Here is a 21,397-nt window from a genome sequence, read left to right on the forward strand (position 1 = left end):
TGAAGGCACCACCTCCGGGTGGGATCGTCTGGTACCCGGGTATTGCAAGACGGTGTACCAATGTGGCTCTCGGGGGTGAGGTGTCTCCGGCCGGTGCTTCCTAGGATCAGTCCTGCTACTCCTTGGGAGGACGAAATGCGCAGGTACACCTATATTTTCGGCGCTGTGTGCGCCACCGCCGCACTGACGCTGAGCGCGTGCGGGACCGGGGACCATGCGGGTACCGCGGCCCCGCCCGGCTATACCGACGTACGGAACATTCTGCAGCGGTTGACCACAGCCGACGGCGCACCGGGTGCGTTGCTCGAAGTGCGCGATACGCACGGCCGCACCGTGCTGACGAGTGGTGTCGCGAACATCGGGACCCATGCGCCGATGGCCGGCGACAGCCGGTTCCGCATCGGCAGCATGACCAAGATGTTCGTGGCCACCGTGGTGCTGCAGCTCGTAAGCGAGCAGCGGGTGGCACTCGACGCGCCGGTCGAGCAGTACCTGCCCGCAGTGATCCGGGGCAATGGTTATGACGGGCATGGCATCACGGTGCGGCAGTTGCTCCAGCACACCAGCGGGCTGCCCGACTACCTGGACGATATGACCCCGGAACAGATCCTGAAAGATTCACTCGGACACCATGATCCACTGGAACTCGTGAACACTGCGCTGGCCCATCCGCTGCTGTTCCCGCCGGGAACCGGCTGGTCGTACTCCAATACGAATTACCTGCTGGCAGGCATGCTCATCGAGCACGTCACCGGCCGCCCATACGGGGAGGAGGTCGACCAGCGCATCATTCAGCCGCTCGCCCTGCACGACACTTCCGTTCCCGGCGACGCCCCGAGCATCCCGGGCGATCACCCGCAGGGTTACGCCAAGCAGGGAAACGCCGATCCCCTCGACCTCACCGAGTTCAACCCGTCGATCGCCGGCTCCGCCGGCTCGATGATCTCCAGCGCAACGGATCTGAACCAGTTCCTCAGCTCCCTCATGAACGGTCGCCTCCTGCCCCAGCCCGAACTCCAGGCAATGATGACAACCCGCCCGACCGGCGATTCATCCAACGATGCCTACGGTCTGGGTCTACAAAGCACACCACTACCGTGCGGCGGCCTGTACTGGGGACACGACGGAGGCATCATGGGCTTCCAAACCCTGGGCGCGACCACCCCCGACGGCCGCACCGCAACAATAATGGTCAACCTCTACCCCGGCGAAAACCCAACACAGGACACCGATATCCGCACCGCCCTAGCCACAGCACTCTGCGAAACCAGCCCCTCGAAGCCCAAGCCCTGAAACGGCCTGCGCCACTTCGATTCCGGTCACGCCCTCACTCTGGTGAAATTCGCAGCTGCTGCAGTTCGGGGACTGCGCGCTGGATAGTGACGAAGTCAGTGTCGTTGTGCACAGCAGTTGCATTGTGGCGCAGGGCAATTGCGGCGATCTGGATATCCGTGGTCTGAGCGCCGCGCCCGGCGCCGATCTTCCACAGCGCGGACCGGATGTGGGCTACCTGCTTCTCGACGTCGACATCGGTTGGGAGCCAACGGAATACCGATCCGTAGAGCTCGGTGATGAACCCGAGATCGCGCTTGTTGCGGGCACTGAAGCGGGCCTCGTCCATTGTGACCGTCGAGGAGCACAGCACGCCGAAAACGGCCAGCTCGTCCACGCGGTGACGCACCGCCGGCTGTGTCCAGTAGTGGGACATGACCGATTGGTCGAGCAGGTAGTGAGGCCGATCGCTGCCCGCGGTCACGGCTCGTCCGAGGTGGTCACCTCAGCGAGTTCTTCCTCGGTTAGGAATGGGTTGTGATCCATCCGCTTCAGCCGGGTCAAGGCTTCGCGCTGCCGGTAGCCCTGAACGAGCTCCGCCATCGCAAGATTGATGACCGCCTTCTTGGTCGTGAGGCCGGTGAGGCGCATCGCTTCGGCCAGCACTTCGTCGGGAATCTCGACTGTCGTAGCCATGAACACCTCCATATTATGATCTGCCGATATTAATAATACGCGGGATTCGTAATACTGCTGGTCACGGACTCACTGCGAAACGGCGCTGGGCCGGATCTCTCGGGGAGAGATCCGGCCCAGCGGGTGCATAGGGGATTATGCGGTCGGGGCGAATGCCTCGCCGATGATCTCGGCCTGTTCCACCGCGTGCACCTTGGACGAACCCGAGGACGGGGCCGACATGGCGCGGCGGGAGATGCGGCGGAGTTTGGCGAAGCGGGCGGGGAGGATCTCCGGGAGGTTCAGGCCGAAGAACGGCCAGGCGCCCTGGTTGGCGGGCTCCTCCTGGACCCACGCCAGATCGGTGGCGTTGGCGTAACCCTCGAGCGCCTCGTTGAGACGGAACTTCGGGATCGGGTAGAGCTGCTCGGTGCGGATGATCGCGACATCGTCGCGCTTGTTCTTGTTCTTCTCCGCGACCAGCTCGTAGTAGATCTTGCCGGAGGTCAGCAGGATGCGCTTGACCTTCGAACGGTCGCCGTCACCGGTCTCGTAGGTGGGCTCCTCGAGCACACTGCGGAACTTGTTGTCGGTGAAGTCCTCGACCTCGGAGACCACAGCCTTGTTGCGCAGCATGGACTTCGGGGTGAAGACCACCATCGGGCGGCGGATGCCGTCCAGTGCGTGCCGGCGCAGCAGGTGGAAGTAGTTCGACGGGGTGGAGGGAACCGCCACCGTCATCGAACCCTCGGCGCACAGCTGCAGGAACCGCTCGATACGACCGGAGGTGTGGTCCGGACCCTGACCCTCGTGGCCGTGCGGGAGCAGCAGCACAACCTCGGAGAGCTGGCCCCACTTGGCCTCACCGGAGGAGATGAACTCGTCGATGATGGTCTGCGCGCCGTTGACGAAGTCACCGAACTGCGCCTCCCACAACACCAGTGCATCGGTATTGCCGAGCGAGTAACCGTATTCGAAACCGACAGCGGCGTACTCGGACAGCGCCGAATCGTGCACCGCGAACCAGCCCGGGTTCGTCGAACCGATGTTGTGCAGCGGCGTGTACTCGCCACCGGTCTTGCGGTCGATGATCACCGAATGCCGCTGCGAGAAGGTGCCGCGACGCGAATCCTGACCGGTCAGGCGCACCGCCTTACCCTCATCGACCAGCGAACCGAAGGCGAGCAATTCGCCCATGGCCCAATCGATCTTGCCCTCGTACGCCATTTCGCGGCGCTTCTCCATGACCGGCTTGACGCGCTGGTGCACATTGAAGCCCTCGGGCACGTTCACGAACGAGTCGCCGATGCGCTGCAGCACGGTCTTGTCGACCGCGGTGACCAGGGTGGTCGGCATCTGCTGCTCGTCCTCGACCGATTCGGACGGCTCCGGAACGTACTTCTCCAGCTCGCGCACCTCGTTGAAGATTCGCTCCAACTGGCCCTGGTAGTCGCGCAGTGCGTCCTCGGCCTCTTTCATGGAGATATCCCCACGGCCGATGAGGCTTTCGGTGTACGCCTTGCGGACCGAGCGCTTGGTGTCGATGGCGTCGTACATCTCCGGCTGCGTCATCGACGGGTCGTCGCCCTCGTTGTGGCCGCGACGGCGGTAGCAGATCATGTCGATGACCACATCGCGGTGGAACCGCTCGCGGTAGTCGACGGCCAGCTTCGCCACCCACACACAGGCTTCGGGGTCGTCACCGTTCACGTGGAACACCGGCGCACCGATGAACTTCGCGATGTCCGTGGAGTATTCGGTGGAGCGCGAGTACTCGGGAGCGGTGGTGAAGCCGATCTGGTTGTTCACCACGATGTGCACGGTGCCACCGGTGCGGTAGCCGCGCAGACCCGACAGGTTCAGGGTCTCGGCGACCACACCCTGACCGGCGAAGGCCGCGTCACCGTGCAGCATGAGCGGCACGACGGAGAAGCTGCGATCCTCTTCACCCTTGGTGACCAGATCTTCCTTGGTGAGCAGGTCCTGCTTGGCGCGCACCAGACCCTCGAGCACCGGGTCGACGGCCTCCAGATGCGACGGGTTGGCGGTCAGCGACACCTCGATGTCGTTGTCGCCGAACATCTGGATGTAGGTGCCGCGCGCACCCAGGTGGTACTTCACATCGCCCGAGCCATGGGTGGCGGCCGGGTTCATATTGCCCTCGAACTCGGTGAAGATCTTCGAGTAGGGCTTGCCGACGATATTGGCGAGCACGTTCAGGCGGCCGCGGTGCGGCATACCGATGACGACCTCGTCGAGCGCGTATTCGGCGCACTGATCGATGACGCCGTCCATCATCGGAATGACGGACTCGGCGCCCTCGAGCGAGAAGCGCTTCTGGCCAACGTATTTGGTGGCCAGGAAGGTTTCGAACGCCTCGGCCGCATTGAGCCGGGACATGATGTACTTCTGCTCCGCGACAGAAGGCTTCTCATGCTTCTGCTCGACGCGCTCCTGAATCCAGTGCAGCTGTTCGGGATCCAGGATGTGGGTGTACTCGACGCCCACGTGGCGGCAGTACGCATCACGCAGGATGGACAGCACATCGCGCAGCTTCATGCGCTCCTGGCCGTGGAAGCCCGCGACATTGAATTCGCGATCCAGGTCCCACAGGGTCAGGCCGTGCTGGGTGACATCCAGGTCCGGATGCGAGCGGAACTTGTCGTGCACCAACCGCAGTGGATCGGTATCGGCCATGAGGTGACCGCGGTTGCGGTACGCGGTGATCATCTCCTGGACGCGGGTCGACTTGTCGATACCGCGTTCCTTGATGTCCTTGCGCCAGCGCACCGGCTCGTAGGGGACACCCATGCCGTGGAAGATCTCGTCGTAGAACTCGTCCGAGATCAGCAGGTTGTGCACGGTCCGCAGGAAGTCACCGGACTCCGCACCCTGAATGATGCGGTGGTCGTAGGTGGAGGTCAGCGTCATGAGCTTGCCGATGCCGATATCGGCCAGCTGCTCGTCGGCCATGCCCTGGAACTCGGCCGGGTACTCCATGGCGCCCGCGCCGATGATCGCGCCCTGCGCCGGCATCAGCCGCGGCACAGAGTGATTGGTGCCGATGGTGCCCGGGTTGGTCAGCGAGATGGTGACACCGGCGAAGTCGTCAGCGGTCAGCTTGCCGACGCGCGCGCGCCGGACGATGTCCTCGTACGCAGTGTGGAACTGCGCGAAGGTCATGCCCTCGGTGTTCTTGATGGCCGCGACCACCAGCGTGCGGTTGCCGTCCTTGCCGGGCAGGTCGATGGCCAGGCCCAGGTTGGTGTGCGCCGGGGTGACCGAGTTCGGCTTGCCGTCGATTTCGGCGAAGTGCCGGTTCATGTTCGGGAAAGCCTTGACGCCCTGCACAATTGCGTAGCCGAGCAGGTGGGTGAAGGAGATCTTGCCACCGCGGGTACGCGCGAGGTGGTTGTTGATGACGAGCCGGTTGTCGATCATCAGCTTGGCGGGGATGGCCCGCACACTGGTCGCCGTCGGGATGGACAGCGACGCCGACATGTTCTTGACGACCGCGGCGGCAGGTCCGCGCAGGATCTTGGTCTCGTCTGTGGCAGCGGCCTTCGGCGCGCCCGAAGTGGGGGCGGCATTGGAGGCCGGAGCCGGAGTGGTCTGCGGGGCACGCACCTGTGCGGGCGCCGGAGCCGGAGCGACAACCGGTGCCGGGGCGGGCGCGGCGGCAACGGGCGCGGGCTTCGGGGCGGCGGGGGCCGCAGGCGCGGGGGTGTTTGCTACGGCAGTCGGGGCTGGAGCGGCCGACTGGCCGTTGCCGGTGTCGCCGGTCTTCTCCGGCGTGTAATCGGCGAGGAACTCGTGCCAGCTCTCATCGACCGACGACGGGTCTTGCTTGTACTTCTGATACATCTCGTCGACAAGCCACTGGTTCTGTCCGAACTGGTCTGTTGAGCTGCTCACAGCAGGTGTTCGCCTCATTTCGTTCTTCGCGCTGCGACGTTTGTGACGTGCCCGGCACGGGTAATCGGCTCGATGCGCGCCGATGCGCCCCCTCTGAGGATATGCCCACCCCGGTAAGCCCATGGGCATGGACTACCACCGAGCGGACACGCTCCCTTGTGACGACTCGTCCTCGACTGAGAATATTCCTTCCGTAGCCTGCGCCGCAGCCCACAGGCGGGAGTACCCGCCGCGTGTTGATAGCAGTTCTTCATGAGTGCCGATTTCGGCGATCTTGCCGTGTTCGACGACGGCGATCAGATCGGCCTGCGCGGCGGTGGCGAGGCGGTGCGCGACGATTACCGCGGTCCGTCCGTGCGTCACAGATTCGCTCGCTACCAGTACCGATGCCTCGGCGGCGGGATCCAGCACCGCAGTTGCCTCATCGAGCAGCAGCAGATCGGGGTGCACCAGTTCCGCTCGTGCCAGTGCGATCAGCTGCCGCTGTCCGGCGGAAAGCCCGCGACCGCGTTCACCCACCGGCTGCCGCATTCCCAGCGGTAAAGCGTTGATGGTCGTCAGCGCGCCGACGGCCGCGGCCGCGGCGTCGATCTCCGCTGCCTTCGCAAGAGGTTTGCCGAATGCAATGTTGCTGGCGATGTCACCTGTGAATAAGTGAGCTTCCTGAGGCACGACACCCAACCGTGATCGGTAGTCGGTGAGCCGGTAGTCGCGGATATCGACGCCGTCCACCCGGATTTCGCCGTGTTCGACGCCGATGCGGTGAACGTCATGCGAATCGGCTATTGCGACTTGTCCGACCGGGCGCCCATGATCGTGATTTCCGTCATAGGGCATGTCGTAGAGCCGGGCCAGGAGTTTCACGATGGTGGATTTGCCCGCGCCGGTCGCGCCGACCAGTGCCAGGCTGGTGCCGGCCGGAATGCGCAGGCTGACCCCGTCGAGGGCCCGGGTATCGGTGCCCGGATAGCTGAATCGCACCTTGTCGAAGACCACCTCGCCGTGCAGCCTGCCCTCGATGGTGACCGCATCGGGGGCGTCGGCGGCAATCGAGGACGGGGTGGCGAGCAGATCCCCGATGCGCCGCAACCCGACTCGGGCCTGCTGATAGCCGTCGAAGAGTTGCGACAGCTGACTGATGGGGCCGAACAGCAACTCCAGGTACAGCACGAAGGCCACCAGGGTGCCCGCTGTCGTAGTGCCGTTCGCGACCGCATGCGCACCTGTGAAAACCACGACCGCCAGCGCCATATCGGCCCACGAGCCGACGAAGGCGAAGAACACCGAGATCGCCCGCTGCGCCCGCATGCGGCTGATCCGGTAGCGGTCCGAGTACTGCGCGAAGCGCTCGGAGGAGAACTGTTCGTGCCGATTGGCCTGCACCACACGCAGTCCCGCCACATTCTCGGCGAAGTCCGCGTTGACGGTGGCCGCATGCTCGCGCGATTCGGTGTACGCGGCATCGGAGGCGCGCCGGAACCACCAGGTGGCCAACAGCAGTGGCGGCAGCGACAGGAACACCACCAGGGCCAGCTGCGCGTCGATCACCAGCAGTGCCACTGCGATGCCCACCAGCATGAGCAGGCTCACCAGCGCATCCGGCACGCCGGTCTGCAGGAAGGTGGAGAGGGCGTCGATATCGGTGGTCATGCGGGTCAGGATTCGCCCCGACAGTTCGCGCTCGTAGTAGTCCAGCCCGAGCCGCTGCAGATGCGCGTAACTGCGCACCCGCAACCCGAAGAGGATCCGCTCGCCGGCCCGCGAACCCCACACCAGCGCCGTCGAAGCGGCCAGCCATCCCACCCCGGCCAGCACCGCCCCGATCACGGCCGCGCGCACCAGCGCTCCGCCATCGTGCCTGGTCACACCGGCGTCGATGGCATACCGCACAATCGACGGAAACGCCACGCCGGCAAGGGCATCCACCGCCAGCAGTGTCACCGCCGCCACCACGAGCCACCGCACGGCCCGCATAGCCTTCCCCAGCCGGAACTCCGGATCGGCCTCCCGCAACTCCCGCCCGTCCAACTCCGGCTGCTCGGTCGCGGCAGCCAGCCGTGCCAACACCCGCCGGACCTCGGCCGGCGTATCGGGATCCAGCTCCGCCCCGGAGCCACTCCCGTCCTGCGTCGTCCGCTCGGCTCCGCCGCCTTGCGCGGCATGCCCGTTCGACATCTGAGTCGCGAATTGTGTTGCGCCCGAGTCCGGTACGGTCCCGCCATGGGCAAGAGCCTGGTCGGATGAACGTCTTTCCGGTGCCGAGCGTTCGACGTCGCCGGATGCCGCGGGCCGATTCCCGGCAGGCAGCGTGCGTGCGGTGGGTCCGGGGAGGCGGATTATGCGGTCGGCGTGGGTGAGGGTGGATTCGCGGTGGGCCAGGATCAGAGTGGTGCGGGCCTGGTCGGTGGGGAGGGCCGCGAAGATGGCGGCTTCGGTGAGGGCGTCCACGGCCGAGGTCGCGTCGTCCAGGATGAGGATGCGGGGGTTCGCGAGCAGGGCGCGGGCCAGGGCGATGCGCTGGCGCTGGCCGCCGGAGAGGGTGAGGCCGCGTTCGCCGACCACGGTGTCGTAGCCCTGGGGGAGGGCCTCGATGAATTCGTCGGCGGCGGCTCGGGTTGCGGCCGTGCGGATTTCGGCCTCGGTGGCATCCGGATTGCCGAGGCCGATATTCGCGGTGATGGTGTCCGACAGCAGGAAGGCTTCGTCGAAGACCACGCCCACCGCCGCGCGCAGGTCGGTGGCGCGCAGGTCGGCGATATCCGCCTGGGAATCCTTGCCGTACAGGGAGATCCGGCCCGACTGTGGGGTGTAGAAGCGGGGGAGCAGCAGCGACAGCGTGGATTTGCCGGAGCCGGCCGGGCCGATGACGGCCACCGTCTCACCGGGCGCCACCGTGAGATCGAAATCGTCCAGAATGGGGCGATCCGGGTCGAATCCGAAAGTCAGGTCGGAGATTTCGATGCCGAGCGGCCCATCCGGCAGCGCCACCGGATGCGCGGGATCGGTCTGCTCGGGCGCGCTGTCGATCACCTGGTGCACGCGTTCGGCCGCGGCGCGGGTCAACTGCGCCATCACCACGACCATGGCGACGGTGCGGGTGGCATTGGTCATGGTCGAGACGTAGGCGGTGAAGGCCAGGAAGGTGCCGAGCCCGATGGCGCCGTGCAGGGCCAGCACACCGCCCGCGGCAATCACCGCCACCAGCCCGGCCTGCGGGATGGCCGAGAGGGTCGGCCCGAAGCGGGCGTCGATGCGGGCGGCGCGCATGCGCTCGGCATAGAGCCGTTTGCCTTGCCGCTCCAGCAGATCCACCATGCGGGCTTCCTGCCCGAAGCCCTTCACCACGCGCACTCCGGTGATGGTTTCCTCCACATGCTGGGCCACATCGGCCGCTCGCTGCTGTGCCGACCAGGTGGCCGCGTACAGCTTCGGCCGCACCCGGTAGACGACCACGGCCAGCACCGGAACCACCAGCAGTGCGGTCAGGGCGAGCAGCGGGGACAGCCACAGCATGATGCCGGCGGCGAGCACGAAATTCAGAGCCGCCACCGCGGACCACGGTCCCATGGCGAGCAGGCCCTGTACCAGGGTGAGATCACTGATCGATCGGGAGACGACCTGCCCGGTGCGCAGTGCGTCCTGCCCCCGGCCGTCCAGGCGCTGCAGTGCCGCGAGCAGATCCACGCGCAGTTCGTGCTGCACATCGAGGGCGAGCCGCCCGGCGGCCATGCGCCGCCCGTAGGAGGCGAGGAACCGGCCCACCGCCAGCATGCCCAGCAGCCAGGCCATGGCGGTGATGATTCCGCTGTTTCCGGCAGTGGCTCCGTCGAGTGCGCGCTTGGCCAGCAGCGGCCCGGTGACCTCCACCGTGGCGCCCACCAGCACCGCCGCGCCGATCCCGGCGAGCAACCACGGGTGCTGCCGACATCGCTCCCAGAGCCGTCGCAGCCAGCCGGGGGCGCCTGCCTCCGACTCTGCTGATCTCGCCTGGTCCGCCCCTGTTTTCTCCACCCCGGCCTCATCCACCTTCATCGCACTCACCTAAAGCCGTAACGACGACCCTCCCCCCAGTTTGTTCCCGACCACCGACACACATCGCGAGTCGGGTGCGAAGTGGGACGTCGGCTTGTGCCCGGCGGTGCGCGCGTGGTCCGCTGGACAGCACCACGACAACTCGAATTGGAGCCGCACCCATGCCGATCCAGCGTCTCAACCATGCTGTTCTGTTCGTCTCCGATGTGGAGCGCTCGGCAGCCTTCTACGGCGAGGTGCTGGGTTTCCGGCGGCTACCCGGTGGTTTCCCGGGCGCGGTGTTCCTGCAGGCGGAGGGGTCGGCCAATGATCATGATCTGGGCCTGTTCCAGTCCCCGGACCCGTCGGTCGAGCACCGCACCGGGCGTATCGGGCTGTACCACCTGGCCTGGGAGGTGAACACGCTCGAGGAGTTGCAGCGCATGCGTGATGCGCTGACCACGGCGGGTGTGCTGCGCGGGGCCTCCGATCACGGTTCCACCAAGGCGCTCTACGCCGCCGATCCGGACGGCATCGAATTCGAGGTCTGCTGGCTGGTGCCGGATTCCGCCGTCGAGGCGGAGCTGACGAATATGGCCGCGCCCACCACCCCGCTGGACCTACCCGGCTTGATCGCGAAGTACGGCGCGGATACCCCCGGCGGTCCGCGTACCGATCACGAGGTCTGGCGCCGGCTCTTCGCCGACCGCACCGCCGACTGAGTCGAGCGGGTCAGAGGTCGCGGGTGGTGAGGATCCACCACGCGGCCGCGACCGCGCCCGCCGTCCAAAGGATCAGTACCGCAATGGCTGCCGGGGTGGGGGCGATGAAGTCGCTCTTGGCGTAGCTGCCGTCGGTCATGGTGCCCACGGTGGCCGAGAGCGGCAGCAGCGTCGCGAATCCGGCGAAGCCCACCGCACGGGCGGTCAGCCACACCAGCGGCTCGATAATGACTACGCCGAGCATGGCGACCATGGCCTGCACCGGCGACCGGAGGATGAATCCGAGCGCCGCGCCGATCACGGACCAGCACACGGCGGCCAGTGCCGCGCCGCCCAGAACGGCGAACAACTCGCCGCCGAGCTGCACCCGATCCCGCCCGAACAGCGCCAGGGCGGCCCCACCGAGAATCTCCATCACCAGCACGACGGCCAGCGAAAATCCGCCTGCCACCGCGAGTTTCGAGCCGAGCAGCAGATTCCGGTCCGGCGTGAACTGCGCGTTCACCGCCAGCGTTCCGTACCGATACTCCGAACCCGACGACACCGCCCCGAACGCCGCGGCCAGCACCACGGCGAGCAGCAATGCCCCCGCCGCCGCGACCGCCGCCCACCCCACCGCTCCGATGAACGTGTGTTTATGGCTGGCGTCCGCCTCCTGGAAAACCATCCCCAGCACCGCGAACGCCACCAACCCGACCCCGGCCGCCACCGCGGCCAGCCTCCGGTTCATCCGCAGCGAGGTCACCTTGCGCACCTCCGAATTCGCCGCCCGCAGCACGGAATCCGGCACAGCGGTCAGAATCATCGAAGGTCCTTTCGTCGCAAACCATCAGCCGCCGTGGGAATCGTGCCGCCGAGGGCCGCAACCGCGATCGGAGTGGCATATGAGATTCGACCCGTATCAGCCGGACTCGGCCGCGCGCCACTGGTCGCGGCCGGACCCCGATCGGCCCGAACTATCCACAACCCGCCGGAAGCCCGGAGCGGCAGTGCTCCGCGGGTCCGGGAGTGTCGCAATGTATTCCGTTGACCGGGGACATGCGGTGTCGACCCGGCCCGGACGGTAGCCGTTCCGCCGCTGAGTGGCTCGGGGTTGCGCCGGAGTGCGCTCAACGCGGCATCCCGTACATCGCCGGGGCAGGGTAGGAGGTGGGGGTGGGGCGGGTGAGGGCGGCCAGGACCTGGTCGGGGTGAATGTGTTCGGGGGTGATTTCGGTGAGTTGGACCCGGGCAGCGGCGGCGGCCGATTCGAGCTGTGCCAGTGAGGCTTCGGCGACGGCGAGACGGCCGTCGGGGCGCATGACGGCGTCGGTGAAGCCCTGGGCGGCCAGGGTGGTGGCCAGCGCGATCGGGCTGGAGGCCTTGACCAGCAGGCGATCCGGGTGGCTGCGGCGCAGCCGGGCCGGGCTGCCCTGATAGGTGACCTTGCCGGCATCGAGGACGATCAGCTCGTCCGCGATGGGCAGGGCGGCGCTCAGCGTGCGGGAGGTCAGCAGGACGGTGCCGCCGCGGTGAGCGTGCGCGTTCAGATATTCGGTGAGCCAGGCGCTTTCACCGGGGTCGAGGCCCTCGACGGGGTCGTCGAGGATCAGCAGCGGCGGGTTGCCGAGCAGGGCGATGGCCAGCGCCGAACGGGTCTGCGCGCCGACCGGCAGACCGCCGATGCGCTCGTCTGCCACCGCATCGAGCCGGGTCAGCGTGAGCAATTCGTCCACGCGGGCCCCGGAAGCGCCTGCGGCAGCGGCGAACACGCGCAATTGCCCGCGCACGGTCCGCGCCGGATGCAGACCGCGCGGTGACAGCACCGCGCCCACCGACTGTCGTCCCTGCCGGGCGCCGGACCCCGGTCCACCGACGCGAGCGGTGCCGGACGTGGGTGTCAGCTGGCCCAGCAGCATGAGCAGCACGGTGGTCTTGCCCGCACCGCGCGGGCCGACCAGCGCGGCCACCTTGCCCGCGGGCACCACGAAGCTCGCGTCGTCAACCGCGGTGACGGTGTCGAAGGTCTTGCTCAGCCCGGCGGCGGCGAAGGCGAGCGGGCGGGCCTGGGTCACTGCTTCGGAATCCGGGGTGCGGCTTCCACGGCGGGCAGCGGGTCGGCATCGATCACCAGCGGTCGCGGCCAGGTCTGCGGCGGTGCGCCGAATGCCTTGCGGGCGTTGTCGATCAGGCGGTGCCCCAGCGCCCGGTTGCCGAATCCGCCGATGGCCGCGCCGATGCCGGCCGGAATGATCTTGCCGACCATGAGCGCGCTGCGCTTGGCGAGGAATCGTGTCAGGAATCGCTTGAGCAGCGTGTCGTTCAGCGCGCCGATGCCGGGGATCTTGCCGGTGGCCAGCAGTCCGCCCCAATTCTTGGCGGAGCCGGCGACACTCTTCTGCACGATCTCCATGCCGGTCTCGCCGAGTACCACCGCCAGCACCAGGGCCCGGCGGCGTTCCCGGTCCTCGGGGGCGACGCCGTGCACGGCCGCGACGGCGAGCGTGTACACCGCCGACGCCTCCAGGAAGAACGCGGTCTCGGCGCTCATGGCCGCAAGCGAGGCGGCGGTGCCGACCCCCGGAATCGCGGCGGTCGCGCCGACCGCGGTGCCGCTGCTGGTCACGGTGTTCAGGTAGAGCTTCTCGATGCGCGTCACGATCTCGGCAGGGGATTCCCCGGGATGGGTGTCCCGCAGCCGCTGTACGTACTTCGTGACAGCGGGCCCCTGCACCTGCGCCCCATTGTCGAGGAGCGAGACGACCGCCTTCTCGAACCCGGCCTTGAACATCGACACACCCCTTAACTTCGCGCGGTCCTCCGACCGAAACTCTATTGCACCGCTTCAACGATCGGCGAGACGTGCCGGTTCCAGATCACAACCCCGGCCGCTTGCGCTGTGGGCCTCCTCTCGTGACAACCGATTCGGCGAGTGTTGGGCAACTCCCGGGGAACACCCAGAACGTGCTCGGCATCCTCCCGCCGGTCCGGAGCGAAACTGTCGGGGCTCCCAACGGCCGACAAGAGGCGCGGAGAGGCGGGGGAGCTTACCGTGGACGTTGTGGCAGGTGTGTCCGAAGGCGCGAGCGGGATACCGGATCCGCAGCTGCGCCCCTATGTCCTCAGTTACGAGGGCTACCGGTTGCTCGGCTTCGCGCCGGGAACGCATGTGGGCATGCCCGGTTCCGGGGTGACGGTGATCATCACCATCGACGAGCCCATCGAGGTGCCGGTTTCCTCGCATCCGGAGCAGGCGGGCGGCAGCTGGGAAATGCTGGCCAGCGGGCTGAGCACTCGCCCGTGCGTGATCGCGCACAACGGTTACCAGTACGGGGTGCAACTGGCGTTGACGCCGCAGGGCTGCCGGGCGTTGTTCGGCGCTCCGGCCGCGGCGCTGGGTTCCTGGATCGTCGATCTGGGGGAGGTACTGGGTGCGCGTGCCGGGGAGCTGCGCGAACGACTCGGGACCGCCCCGGGCTGGCCCGAGCGTTTCGCCATTCTGGATGAAATTCTGCTGCGACGGGTGCTGCCGGTGTCCTGGGATCCGGAGCTCACGCACGCCTGGGATCTGCTCTCCGGCCCCGAAACCATGGTGCGGGTGGCCGCGGTTGCCAACGAAATAGGTTGGAGCCGAAGGCATCTCGTTAATCGCTTCACCGCCGAACTCGGGGTGAGCCCGAAGGATGTCGCGCGCATCGCGCGCTTCGAACGTTCCCACGCGATGATGCGCCGCCCCGAACCGCCGTCGCTGGCCGAGACCGCGACGCTCTGCGGGTACTACGACCAGGCGCATATGGCCCGCGAATGGCGTGAACTGGCCGGTCTGCCGCCGTCGGTCTGGCGGGAACGCGAGGAGTTCCCATTCGTCCAAGACCAACAACCCACCGGAGTAGGAGGCTGACCTCATGACAGATACGAGATCCTCAGTAAAGACCGCCACGGTCGTGTGGCCCACCCTGGTCTACCGCGACGCCCGTGCCGCCATCCGCTTCCTGGAGCAGGCCTTCGGCTTCGAAACCACCGCCAGCTACGGCGTGGGCGACGTCGTCGATCACGCCGAGCTCGCCTGGCCCGGTGGCGGCGCCGTCATGCTCGGCTCCGTCCGCGAGGGCGTGGCCCAGTCCTGCCAGTCTCCGGGCGCGGGCTCCATCTACATCGCCCTCGACGATCCCGACAGCCTCTACGCCCGAGCCAAGGCGGCAGGCGCCGAGATCACCAGGGAACTCACCGACGAAACCGATTACGAATCCCGAGGTTTCACTTGCCGCGACCTCGAGGGCGTCTACTGGAGCTTCGGCACCTACCGCGGCGCCCAATCCCACTGAACTGCCTTGCGCCGGAACCTGTTGGGGCGTTGCGGGTGTGGATCCCGGCCAAAAGTATGCCGGGATGACGGGGCAGCCCGCCACCGGCGTTCGGGTCAGCTGGGGGCGTGACCCGTGGGGACGCGCTCGGTGAGCAGCGGCGGCGGGGGAGGGGTGCCGTCGCCGAAGGGCTTGCCGCCCAAGGCTTCCCGGCCGTGCGGGGTCAGCCAGTTGGCCAGGTCGGGGCCCCTGGGGACGATCCGCGTGGGGTTTATGTCCGCATGGACGATGTAGTAGTGCTGCTTGATCTGCGTGAAGTCGATCGTGTCGCCGAACCCCGGTGTCTGGTAGAGGTCGCGGGCGTAGGACCACAGCACCGGGTTTTCGGTGAGCTTCTCCCGATTGCATTTGAAGTGCCCGTGGTAGACGGGATCGAAGCGGGCCAGCGTGGTGAACAGCCGCACATCCGCTTCGGTAATGGTGTCGCCCAACAGGTATCGCTGCGTCGAGAGTCGTTCGGTGAGCCAGTCGAGAGCGGTGAAGAGCCGGTCGTAGGCGGCGTCGTAGGCGTCCTGGTCACCGGCGAATCCGCAGCGGTAGACGCCATTGTTGACCTCGGTGTAGACCCGCCGATTGACGAGGTCGATCTCTTCGCGCAGATCCTCGGGATAGAGCCGAGGTGCGCCGGGCCGGTGGAATTCGGCCCACTCGGTGGAGAAGTCCAGGGTCATCTGCGCGTAGTCGTTGGTGGCGACCTGCCCGGTCGAAACATCCACGACGGCGGGCACCGTGATGCCGCGCGGATAATCCGGATACCGGGCCAGGTACGCATCGCGCAGGAAATGAATCCCCAGCACCGGATCCACCTCGCCGGGATCCAGATCGAAGGTCCAGCTGCGCTTGTCGTGCGTGGGCCCGCACAGTCCCAGGGACAGCGCCGATTCCAGGCCCAGCAGCCGGCGCACGATGATGGTGCGATTGGCCCAGGGGCAGGCGCGCGCCGCGATCAACCGATACCGGCCGGATTCGACCGGATATCCGTCGCGCCCGTCGGCCGTGATGCGGCTGGTGATGTAGTTCGTGTCCCGTTTGAACTCGCCGGGTTCGACGTAGCTGCCGTTCTCCGATTTCGACGTGGTCACCGGCCCAGTCTCGCAGATCCGGTGCCGTACTGCGGTGGTCGGCGGCGCGCGTCGGTGGCAAGCCCGCTCTGTTCCGGTGAAGTGACTGCGCATACATTCAGTTGATGACCGACACGAAGCCCACCCGCCTGGAACGCATCGTCACCGAGGGGGGTGCGCAGGCCGCGATCCTCACCATCGCCCACCCGCCGCTGAACCTCTTCGACAAGGCGTTGTTCGAGGCGATCGCCGCCGATATCGAGGAGCTGGCCGCCGAGCCGCCGCGTGCGGTGCTGCTGCGCGCCGAGGGCAAGCTGGTGTCCGGCGGTGTGGATGTGCACGTCTTCGACGGGCTGTCGATGGCGGAGGGTGCGCACCTGTGGCAGACGCTGTTCGCGCGCATCATCCATCCGCTGGAGTCGCTGCCCTGCCCGGTCATCTTCGCCGCGCACGGCCTGACCCTCACCGCGGCCTTCGAGATCGCGCTGGCCTGCGACATCATTCTGGCCGCGCCCCGGGCGAAGTTCGGTCTGGTGGAGACGGTGGTCGGCCTGACCCCGTCCATGGGCGGCCCGCAGCGGCTGGCCGAGCGGGCCGGTTCCGGTCGCGCCCGGGAATTCGTCATGACCGGTGATCTGTACGACGCGGCGACCATGGCCGACTGGGGTGTGGTGAATGCCGTGCACGAGGACGTCGACACGGCCGCGCGCGCACTGCTGGCGCGACTCGCCGACGGACCGACCCGTGCGCATGCCGCGACCAAGGAGATCATCGGTGCGTGGCGTTCCGGTGGTGTGGCGCATGCGGATTCGGTGACGCCGCAGGTATCGGGCCAGCTCTTCGCCACCGAGGACCTGCAGAACGCGGTGCAGAGCTTCCTCGAGGTCGGCCCCGGAAAGGCCACCTACACCGGTCGCTGAACCGTCTTCCGTACCGCCTGGGTCGTTTCCGTGCCGTGACGGCTCGACTACGTTTGCCGACAATCCGCCCAAACATGTGATGTGCATCATATAGTCACTGGTGCCTGCAGGCTCGAGGCGCTCGGAGGGACGGATGTCGCAGTTACTGGTCGAATACCCGCACTCGCGAAATGCCTGGTGCGCCAACCCTCTTGCGCGCGGCGCCGATGGCGTGCTGCGGTACGGGAACCTGACTCCGGCGCTCACCGAGCTGCTGGATATCCAGGTGCACACGTTCGCCTCCAGGGAGGCGGTGGTCGAGATCGGCGGCCCCCGCCTCACCTATCGCGAACTCTGGTACTCCGCCTCCCGGATAGCAGGAGGATTGCAGGAGCACGGAATCGGTTACGGAGACCGGGTCGCAGTACGAATGCCGGTGGGCGTGCGCTGGGTGCAGGCCTTCCTGGGCGCACTGCTGTCCGGCGCGGTGCCGGTCCTGGTGCACGACCGGCTGCCGGATGCGGTGGCGGAGCGCGTGATTCGCGATGCCGCCGCCGATTACATCCTGGACGGCGGCGGTAGCGCGGCCGGTTATCTGGATGCGCTGCCCGATGGCGCGGCGTTCATCGACGATGGTGCGTCACTGGGTGAACTGGCCCTGCTCTGCTACACCAGCCCGGGCGCCGAGACCGGCCCGCGCGGTGTGGAGCTGACCAACGAAAACCTGCTCTCCGCAATCCGATCCGTGGTTGGCGCGCTGGATCTGCCGACCGAGGGCCTGCGCAATCTGGTGCTGCTGCCGCTGGCGCACGCCAGCGGTGTGGTGGATCAGCTGCTGCCGACCTTCGCGGTAGGGGGCACCGTGGTCCTGGTCCCGGACCGGGCGGCCGTTGCGGAAACCCTTGTCGCGGAACGCATAGACATGGTTTCTGCCACTCCCAGAATTTTTGCGGGCCTGCTGCCGGAACTTGCGGGTCTGCGCCTGGATCACGTCCGTCAGGTCTGCAGCGCCGGGCATCGCGCCGAACTCGCCGCCGCCGATCCGGCCGCCTCGGATTCGGTCGCCGCCACCCTCCGCGAAATCTTCCCCGAGGCCCGCCAGTGGTCGGTCTGGGGCGCCACCGAAACCAGCGGCATCGGCCTGGCCCGAGACGACGGCGCCGCCGCCCGCGACGTCCTCGGATTCGCCTTCGGCGGAACCGAACTCGCCCTCTGGGGACCCCGCGCCGACACCGGCCGCGGCGAATTGCTCTGCCGCGGCCCGAATGTCGCCCCCCGCTACTGGAACGACCCGCAAACCACCGAATCCCGCTTCACCGGCCCCTGGTTCCACACCGGCAACCACGTCAGCATCGACCCCGACGGCCTGGTCCGCCGCGCCCCCGCCGACTAGCGGCCCGCCCGGAATTTCGGCAGGCCTTCGTCATCCCGGCGCGCGCTTTCGGCCGGGATCCACGCTGGCTGCGCATGCACCGTGGGTGTGGATCCCGGCCAAAAGCATGCCGGGAAGACGGGTGGCGCCGAAACGCCTTGGGTCAATGGCTCATTCGACGAAGCGGGTGCGGAGGGCTTCGCGCTGGTCGGGGGTGATGCCGAGTCTTGCCAGGTAGCCGTCGAGGCTGCCGTACGTCTCGTTCATCGTGGCGGTGGCGGTGTCGAGGTAGTCGGCGCGGACGCCGAGCAGGTCGTCGGAGATTTCTTCGTCCGATTCGGTGGCCATGAAGGCGCGCAGGGTGGGGACGGCGTCATTGCTGAGCAGGTAGTCGGCGTAGACGTCTTCCTCGACGACGTCGACGGCGCGCAGCAGGGTGGCTACTGCCCAGCCGGTGCGGTCCTTGCCCGCGGCGCAGTGCACGAGCGCGGTGCCGGTGAGGGCGGAGTCGGCCAGGGCCTTGATGGCGGTGTGCGCCTCGGGCATGGCGGGGAAGAGTCGGTAGACCTCCACCATGTGCAGGCCGGCGGTGGCCGGATTGCGGGCTTCGTTCGGCGGGGTCTCGCCGATGCGCGAGTCGAAGGGCGTCACATGCAGGCGGACCCGGTCCGGGAGCGCGTCATGGCCGATGTAGTCGATTTCGGCGTGCCCGCGCAGATCGTGCACGTCGGTGACGCCGAGTTCGAGCAGGCGGGCGCGCCCGTCCTCGTCGAGCCTGCTGAGCTGGGCCGAGCGCAGCAGTACTCCACTGCGGATGTGGTTGTCGGCCGTGGTGCGGGCCCCGCCCACATCGCGGAAGTTGAAGGTGCCGGTGAGCAGGAACGGATCGTGCCGCGCTGAAGTCACCCCGACAGGCTATCGGTGGGCGTCCGAACGGGAGGTGTCCTGGCCGCTCACCGGATGTGAATTCCGTGTCGTGAGCGGCGCGTTGCGCATACGGCATGCGGTTCGGTCATGTGGGCTCGGGCACAGTCGGTATCTTTGAGTGAACCGAAGTCCGTAAAATACCAATCGGTTCTAATGTCCGATTTACCGGGCGATCTAGGAATTCAGCGATTCCTATTCGATCGCGAGCGAGTTCCGATTAGGTAACGAAACATTCCTACGGTACGAAATCGGCTATCAAAGCTGGTCATGGACCCAGAAAACGACGTATCGTTGATACCTGTTGAACGGGTACGCCGGGTCCTGCTCGGGGGTCAGTGCTGATCTGCAAACCCGTTGAGCGAGCTCCGCAGCCTAGTTGCGTGAGTTCTTTCGCTATAGGGAGTTGTAGTTGAGCGCTAGTGGAGAAATCGTCCAGGTCGGATTGCGTCCGGCCATGGCAGAAGCCATCGAGAAGGCGGCGGCATCGCTCGATATCACCGGTAGTCGCGCGTTACGAGTGCTGCTGCATGCGGGCGTGAGCGCCCTGTGGCCGATTCTGAAGTCCTCACCCGAGCGGCAGATTCGGGCCTACGAGTCCACGCTGGTCATTCTGCGCCGCCGCTGGGAAGGCGGTGGGGGTGTCTGTGTGCCGGATCCGCAGGCCTCGGCCATGTTCCGCGGGCTCGATGCGGACGTCACCGAGTTCCTCGAGATGTGTTCCAAGCGTTCGGGGACGCAGTGGCTGGAACCGGTGGATGCGATCGCCGCCTATCTGGTGGCTGTCATTCAGGGGATGGTGTTGCGCTGGCTGGCCGATTGCGACGACGAGATATCGCTGGTTGTGCTGGACGATCTGGTGTCGTACGTGTCCACCAAGGCTGTCGACCTCTGACGGGCCCGATTCGAAGTTCCTGTGCGTTCGCCCATTTGCTGGACGTATGACCAGTTTCGTGGTCGAATGACCTGGTGACCGAAACGTCGCCGATTTCCGGCCTGCACGTGGCCACCGCCGAACTGGATCCGCCGCTGGCCGCCCTCGACCTGGCCGCACTGCGCGCCAATGCCGTCGATCTGGTTCGCCGTGCGCGTGGGGTCCCCGTGCGTGTGGCCAGTAAATCCGTGCGCTGCCGCGCCGTGCTCCAGGAGGTGCTCGGCAGCGACCTCACCAGGTCCGGCGGCTTCGCCGGCATCATGGGCTACTCGCTCGCGGAAGCCCTCTGGCTGGCAGGGCTGGGCGCCCGCGATATTCTGCTGGGGTATCCGACCACCGATCGCGGCTCGCTGGCCAAGTTGGCCGCGGATCCGGTGCTGCTGGATTCCATCACCCTTATGATCGACGATGTCGATCAGCTCGACCTCATTCGCACCGCTGTCGGTGAAAAGGTCGCTCCCCGTGTGTGTATCGACGTGGACGCCTCGCTGCGCATCGGGCCGCTGCACCTCGGCGTGCGCCGCTCGCCCATTCGCACGCCCGAACAGGCGGGCCGCCTGGCCGCTACCGCCCGCCGCCGTGGTTTCACCGTGGTCGGCGTCATGACCTACGAGGCGCAGATCGCCGGGCTGCCGGATACGAATCCCGCTGTGCGACTGGTGAAGAAGGCCTCCGCCTTCGAAATCGGGCGTCGCCGCAGGCAGGTGCTGGACGCTGTGCGCAATGAGGTCGGTGAGCTGGAGATCGTCAATAGCGGCGGTACCGGCTCCATCGAGGTGAGCATCTCCGACTCGAATGTCACCGAGGTGACTGCCGGGTCCGGTCTCTACCTGCCGACCCTCTTCGACGGCTACCGCAATCTGGCTCCGCGCCCGGCGATGTATTTCGCCTTGCCGGTGCTGCGCCACCCCGCCGAGGGTATCGCCACCGTCTTCTCCGGCGGTTACATCGCCTCCGGTCCGACCGGTGCCTCCCGAGTGCCGAAACCTGTGTGGCCCAAGGGATTGAGCCTGATCGGCACCGAGGGCGCGGGCGAAGTGCAGACCCCGCTCACCGGAGCCGGCGGCCTCGCCATCGGCGACCGGGTGTGGTTCCGGCACGCCAAAGCCGGCGAACTCTGCGAGCGCTTCAATCAGGTGAACCTGGTCGACGCCGACGGCACCCGCATCGAAGTCCCGACCTACCGCGGTGAAGGCCAGAACTTCGGCTGATCGCCTGTCCGAGCAGTCATCCCCGTCATGCCGGCGCGCTTTTGGCCGGAATCTACTG

General features: G+C 67.0%; 17 protein-coding genes. 8 read left to right on the plus strand and 9 right to left on the minus strand.

Annotated features, from left to right (window positions below; all coding sequences use genetic code 11):
- Positions 1–135: 135 nt before the first annotated feature.
- Positions 136–1,293 carry a serine hydrolase domain-containing protein gene (locus JWN03_RS19275; RefSeq protein ID WP_297616596.1) on the plus strand — a complete coding sequence of 386 codons (1,158 nt, stop codon included), beginning with the start codon at positions 136–138 and terminating at the stop codon, positions 1,291–1,293.
- Positions 1,294–1,327: 34 nt separating this feature from the next.
- Here the strand turns inward: JWN03_RS19275 and JWN03_RS19280 are convergent, their stop codons facing one another.
- From JWN03_RS19280 to JWN03_RS19295, 4 genes are all read right to left on the minus strand, one after another.
- Positions 1,328–1,756 (minus strand): type II toxin-antitoxin system VapC family toxin, encoded by a 429-nt coding sequence (locus tag JWN03_RS19280; RefSeq protein ID WP_297616599.1) that lies wholly within the window; start codon positions 1,754–1,756, stop codon positions 1,328–1,330.
- Positions 1,753–1,968 carry a type II toxin-antitoxin system VapB family antitoxin gene (locus JWN03_RS19285; RefSeq protein ID WP_297616602.1) on the minus strand — a complete coding sequence of 72 codons (216 nt, stop codon included), beginning with the start codon at positions 1,966–1,968 and terminating at the stop codon, positions 1,753–1,755. Before JWN03_RS19285 ends, JWN03_RS19280 begins: the two co-directional genes overlap by 4 nt.
- Before the next feature lie 135 nt (positions 1,969–2,103).
- Positions 2,104–5,880 carry a multifunctional oxoglutarate decarboxylase/oxoglutarate dehydrogenase thiamine pyrophosphate-binding subunit/dihydrolipoyllysine-residue succinyltransferase subunit gene (locus tag JWN03_RS19290; RefSeq protein WP_297616605.1) on the minus strand — a complete coding sequence of 1,259 codons (3,777 nt, stop codon included), beginning with the start codon at positions 5,878–5,880 and terminating at the stop codon, positions 2,104–2,106.
- A 114-nt stretch (positions 5,881–5,994) separates the two neighbouring features.
- Positions 5,995–9,894: an ABC transporter ATP-binding protein gene (locus tag JWN03_RS19295; protein WP_297616608.1), complete on the minus strand. Its 3,900-nt coding sequence runs from the start codon at positions 9,892–9,894 to the stop codon at positions 5,995–5,997.
- Positions 9,895–10,055: 161 nt separating this feature from the next.
- On the opposite strand from JWN03_RS19295, the gene JWN03_RS19300 reads away from it, so the two are divergent.
- On the plus strand, positions 10,056–10,595 hold the full coding sequence (locus tag JWN03_RS19300) for a VOC family protein (protein ID WP_297616611.1): 540 nt from the start codon (positions 10,056–10,058) through the stop codon (positions 10,593–10,595).
- 10 nt (positions 10,596–10,605) lie between these two features.
- Here JWN03_RS19300 and JWN03_RS19305 read toward each other — a convergent pair whose 3' ends face one another.
- The 3 genes from JWN03_RS19305 to JWN03_RS19315 form a co-directional block, all read right to left on the minus strand.
- Entirely contained in the window at positions 10,606–11,400 is a 795-nt protein-coding gene (locus JWN03_RS19305) for an ABC transporter permease subunit (protein ID WP_297616614.1), read from the minus strand.
- A 304-nt stretch (positions 11,401–11,704) separates the two neighbouring features.
- The gene (locus tag JWN03_RS19310) at positions 11,705–12,649 is read right to left on the minus strand and encodes an ABC transporter ATP-binding protein (protein WP_297616617.1); all 945 of its coding nucleotides are present in this window, start codon (positions 12,647–12,649) and stop codon (positions 11,705–11,707) included.
- The gene (locus tag JWN03_RS19315) at positions 12,646–13,365 is read right to left on the minus strand and encodes a hypothetical protein (protein ID WP_297616620.1); all 720 of its coding nucleotides are present in this window, start codon (positions 13,363–13,365) and stop codon (positions 12,646–12,648) included. The genes JWN03_RS19310 and JWN03_RS19315 overlap by 4 nt, the downstream gene beginning before the upstream one ends.
- A gap of 270 nt (positions 13,366–13,635) precedes the next feature.
- On the opposite strand from JWN03_RS19315, the gene JWN03_RS19320 reads away from it, so the two are divergent.
- Together JWN03_RS19320 and JWN03_RS19325 are read left to right on the plus strand one after the other, a co-directional pair.
- Positions 13,636–14,475 carry a helix-turn-helix domain-containing protein gene (locus JWN03_RS19320; protein ID WP_297616817.1) on the plus strand — a complete coding sequence of 280 codons (840 nt, stop codon included), beginning with the start codon at positions 13,636–13,638 and terminating at the stop codon, positions 14,473–14,475.
- A gap of 4 nt (positions 14,476–14,479) precedes the next feature.
- On the plus strand, positions 14,480–14,899 hold the full coding sequence (locus JWN03_RS19325; protein WP_297616623.1) for a VOC family protein: 420 nt from the start codon (positions 14,480–14,482) through the stop codon (positions 14,897–14,899).
- Positions 14,900–14,994: 95 nt separating this feature from the next.
- Here JWN03_RS19325 and JWN03_RS19330 read toward each other — a convergent pair whose 3' ends face one another.
- Positions 14,995–16,020, minus strand: coding sequence for a glutathione S-transferase family protein (locus JWN03_RS19330; RefSeq protein WP_297616626.1), 1,026 nt, complete (start codon positions 16,018–16,020; stop codon positions 14,995–14,997).
- Between the two features lie 104 nt (positions 16,021–16,124).
- On the opposite strand from JWN03_RS19330, the gene JWN03_RS19335 reads away from it, so the two are divergent.
- Positions 16,125–16,919: an enoyl-CoA hydratase/isomerase family protein gene (locus JWN03_RS19335; RefSeq protein WP_297616629.1), complete on the plus strand. Its 795-nt coding sequence runs from the start codon at positions 16,125–16,127 to the stop codon at positions 16,917–16,919.
- Positions 16,920–17,052: 133 nt separating this feature from the next.
- On the plus strand, positions 17,053–18,291 hold the full coding sequence (locus JWN03_RS19340) for a class I adenylate-forming enzyme family protein (RefSeq protein ID WP_297616631.1): 1,239 nt from the start codon (positions 17,053–17,055) through the stop codon (positions 18,289–18,291).
- Positions 18,292–18,441: 150 nt separating this feature from the next.
- Here the strand turns inward: JWN03_RS19340 and JWN03_RS19345 are convergent, their stop codons facing one another.
- The gene (locus tag JWN03_RS19345; protein WP_297616634.1) at positions 18,442–19,176 is read right to left on the minus strand and encodes a tyrosine-protein phosphatase; all 735 of its coding nucleotides are present in this window, start codon (positions 19,174–19,176) and stop codon (positions 18,442–18,444) included.
- Between the two features lie 430 nt (positions 19,177–19,606).
- On the opposite strand from JWN03_RS19345, the gene JWN03_RS19350 reads away from it, so the two are divergent.
- Both JWN03_RS19350 and JWN03_RS19355 read left to right on the plus strand, forming a co-directional pair.
- Complete coding sequence (locus tag JWN03_RS19350; RefSeq protein WP_297616637.1) at positions 19,607–20,089, plus strand: TetR family transcriptional regulator; 483 nt, start codon at positions 19,607–19,609, stop codon at positions 20,087–20,089.
- Between the two features lie 74 nt (positions 20,090–20,163).
- Complete coding sequence (locus tag JWN03_RS19355; protein WP_297616641.1) at positions 20,164–21,339, plus strand: alanine racemase; 1,176 nt, start codon at positions 20,164–20,166, stop codon at positions 21,337–21,339.
- Positions 21,340–21,397: the final 58 nt, after the last annotated feature.

The sequence above is a fragment of the Nocardia sp. genome, from assembly GCF_025465275.1.
In the GTDB taxonomy this organism is placed as follows: Bacteria; Actinomycetota; Actinomycetes; order Mycobacteriales; family Mycobacteriaceae; genus Nocardia.

Bases quoted from the DNA above. Each gene is read 5' to 3' on its own strand.
- JWN03_RS19340 (WP_297616631.1), top strand. From the start codon at position 17,053: ATGTCGCAGTTACTGGTCGAATACCCGCACTCGCGAAATGCCTGGTGC.
- JWN03_RS19295 (WP_297616608.1), bottom strand. From the start codon at position 9,894: ATGAAGGTGGATGAGGCCGGGGTGGAGAAAACAGGGGCGGACCAGGCG.
- JWN03_RS19305 (WP_297616614.1), bottom strand. From the start codon at position 11,400: ATGATTCTGACCGCTGTGCCGGATTCCGTGCTGCGGGCGGCGAATTCG.
- JWN03_RS19335 (WP_297616629.1), top strand. From the start codon at position 16,125: ATGACCGACACGAAGCCCACCCGCCTGGAACGCATCGTCACCGAGGGG.
- JWN03_RS19325 (WP_297616623.1), top strand. From the start codon at position 14,480: ATGACAGATACGAGATCCTCAGTAAAGACCGCCACGGTCGTGTGGCCC.
- JWN03_RS19275 (WP_297616596.1), top strand. From the start codon at position 136: ATGCGCAGGTACACCTATATTTTCGGCGCTGTGTGCGCCACCGCCGCA.
- JWN03_RS19300 (WP_297616611.1), top strand. From the start codon at position 10,056: ATGCCGATCCAGCGTCTCAACCATGCTGTTCTGTTCGTCTCCGATGTG.
- JWN03_RS19290 (WP_297616605.1), bottom strand. From the start codon at position 5,880: ATGAGGCGAACACCTGCTGTGAGCAGCTCAACAGACCAGTTCGGACAG.
- JWN03_RS19315 (WP_297616620.1), bottom strand. From the start codon at position 13,365: ATGTTCAAGGCCGGGTTCGAGAAGGCGGTCGTCTCGCTCCTCGACAAT.
- JWN03_RS19285 (WP_297616602.1), bottom strand. From the start codon at position 1,968: ATGGCTACGACAGTCGAGATTCCCGACGAAGTGCTGGCCGAAGCGATG.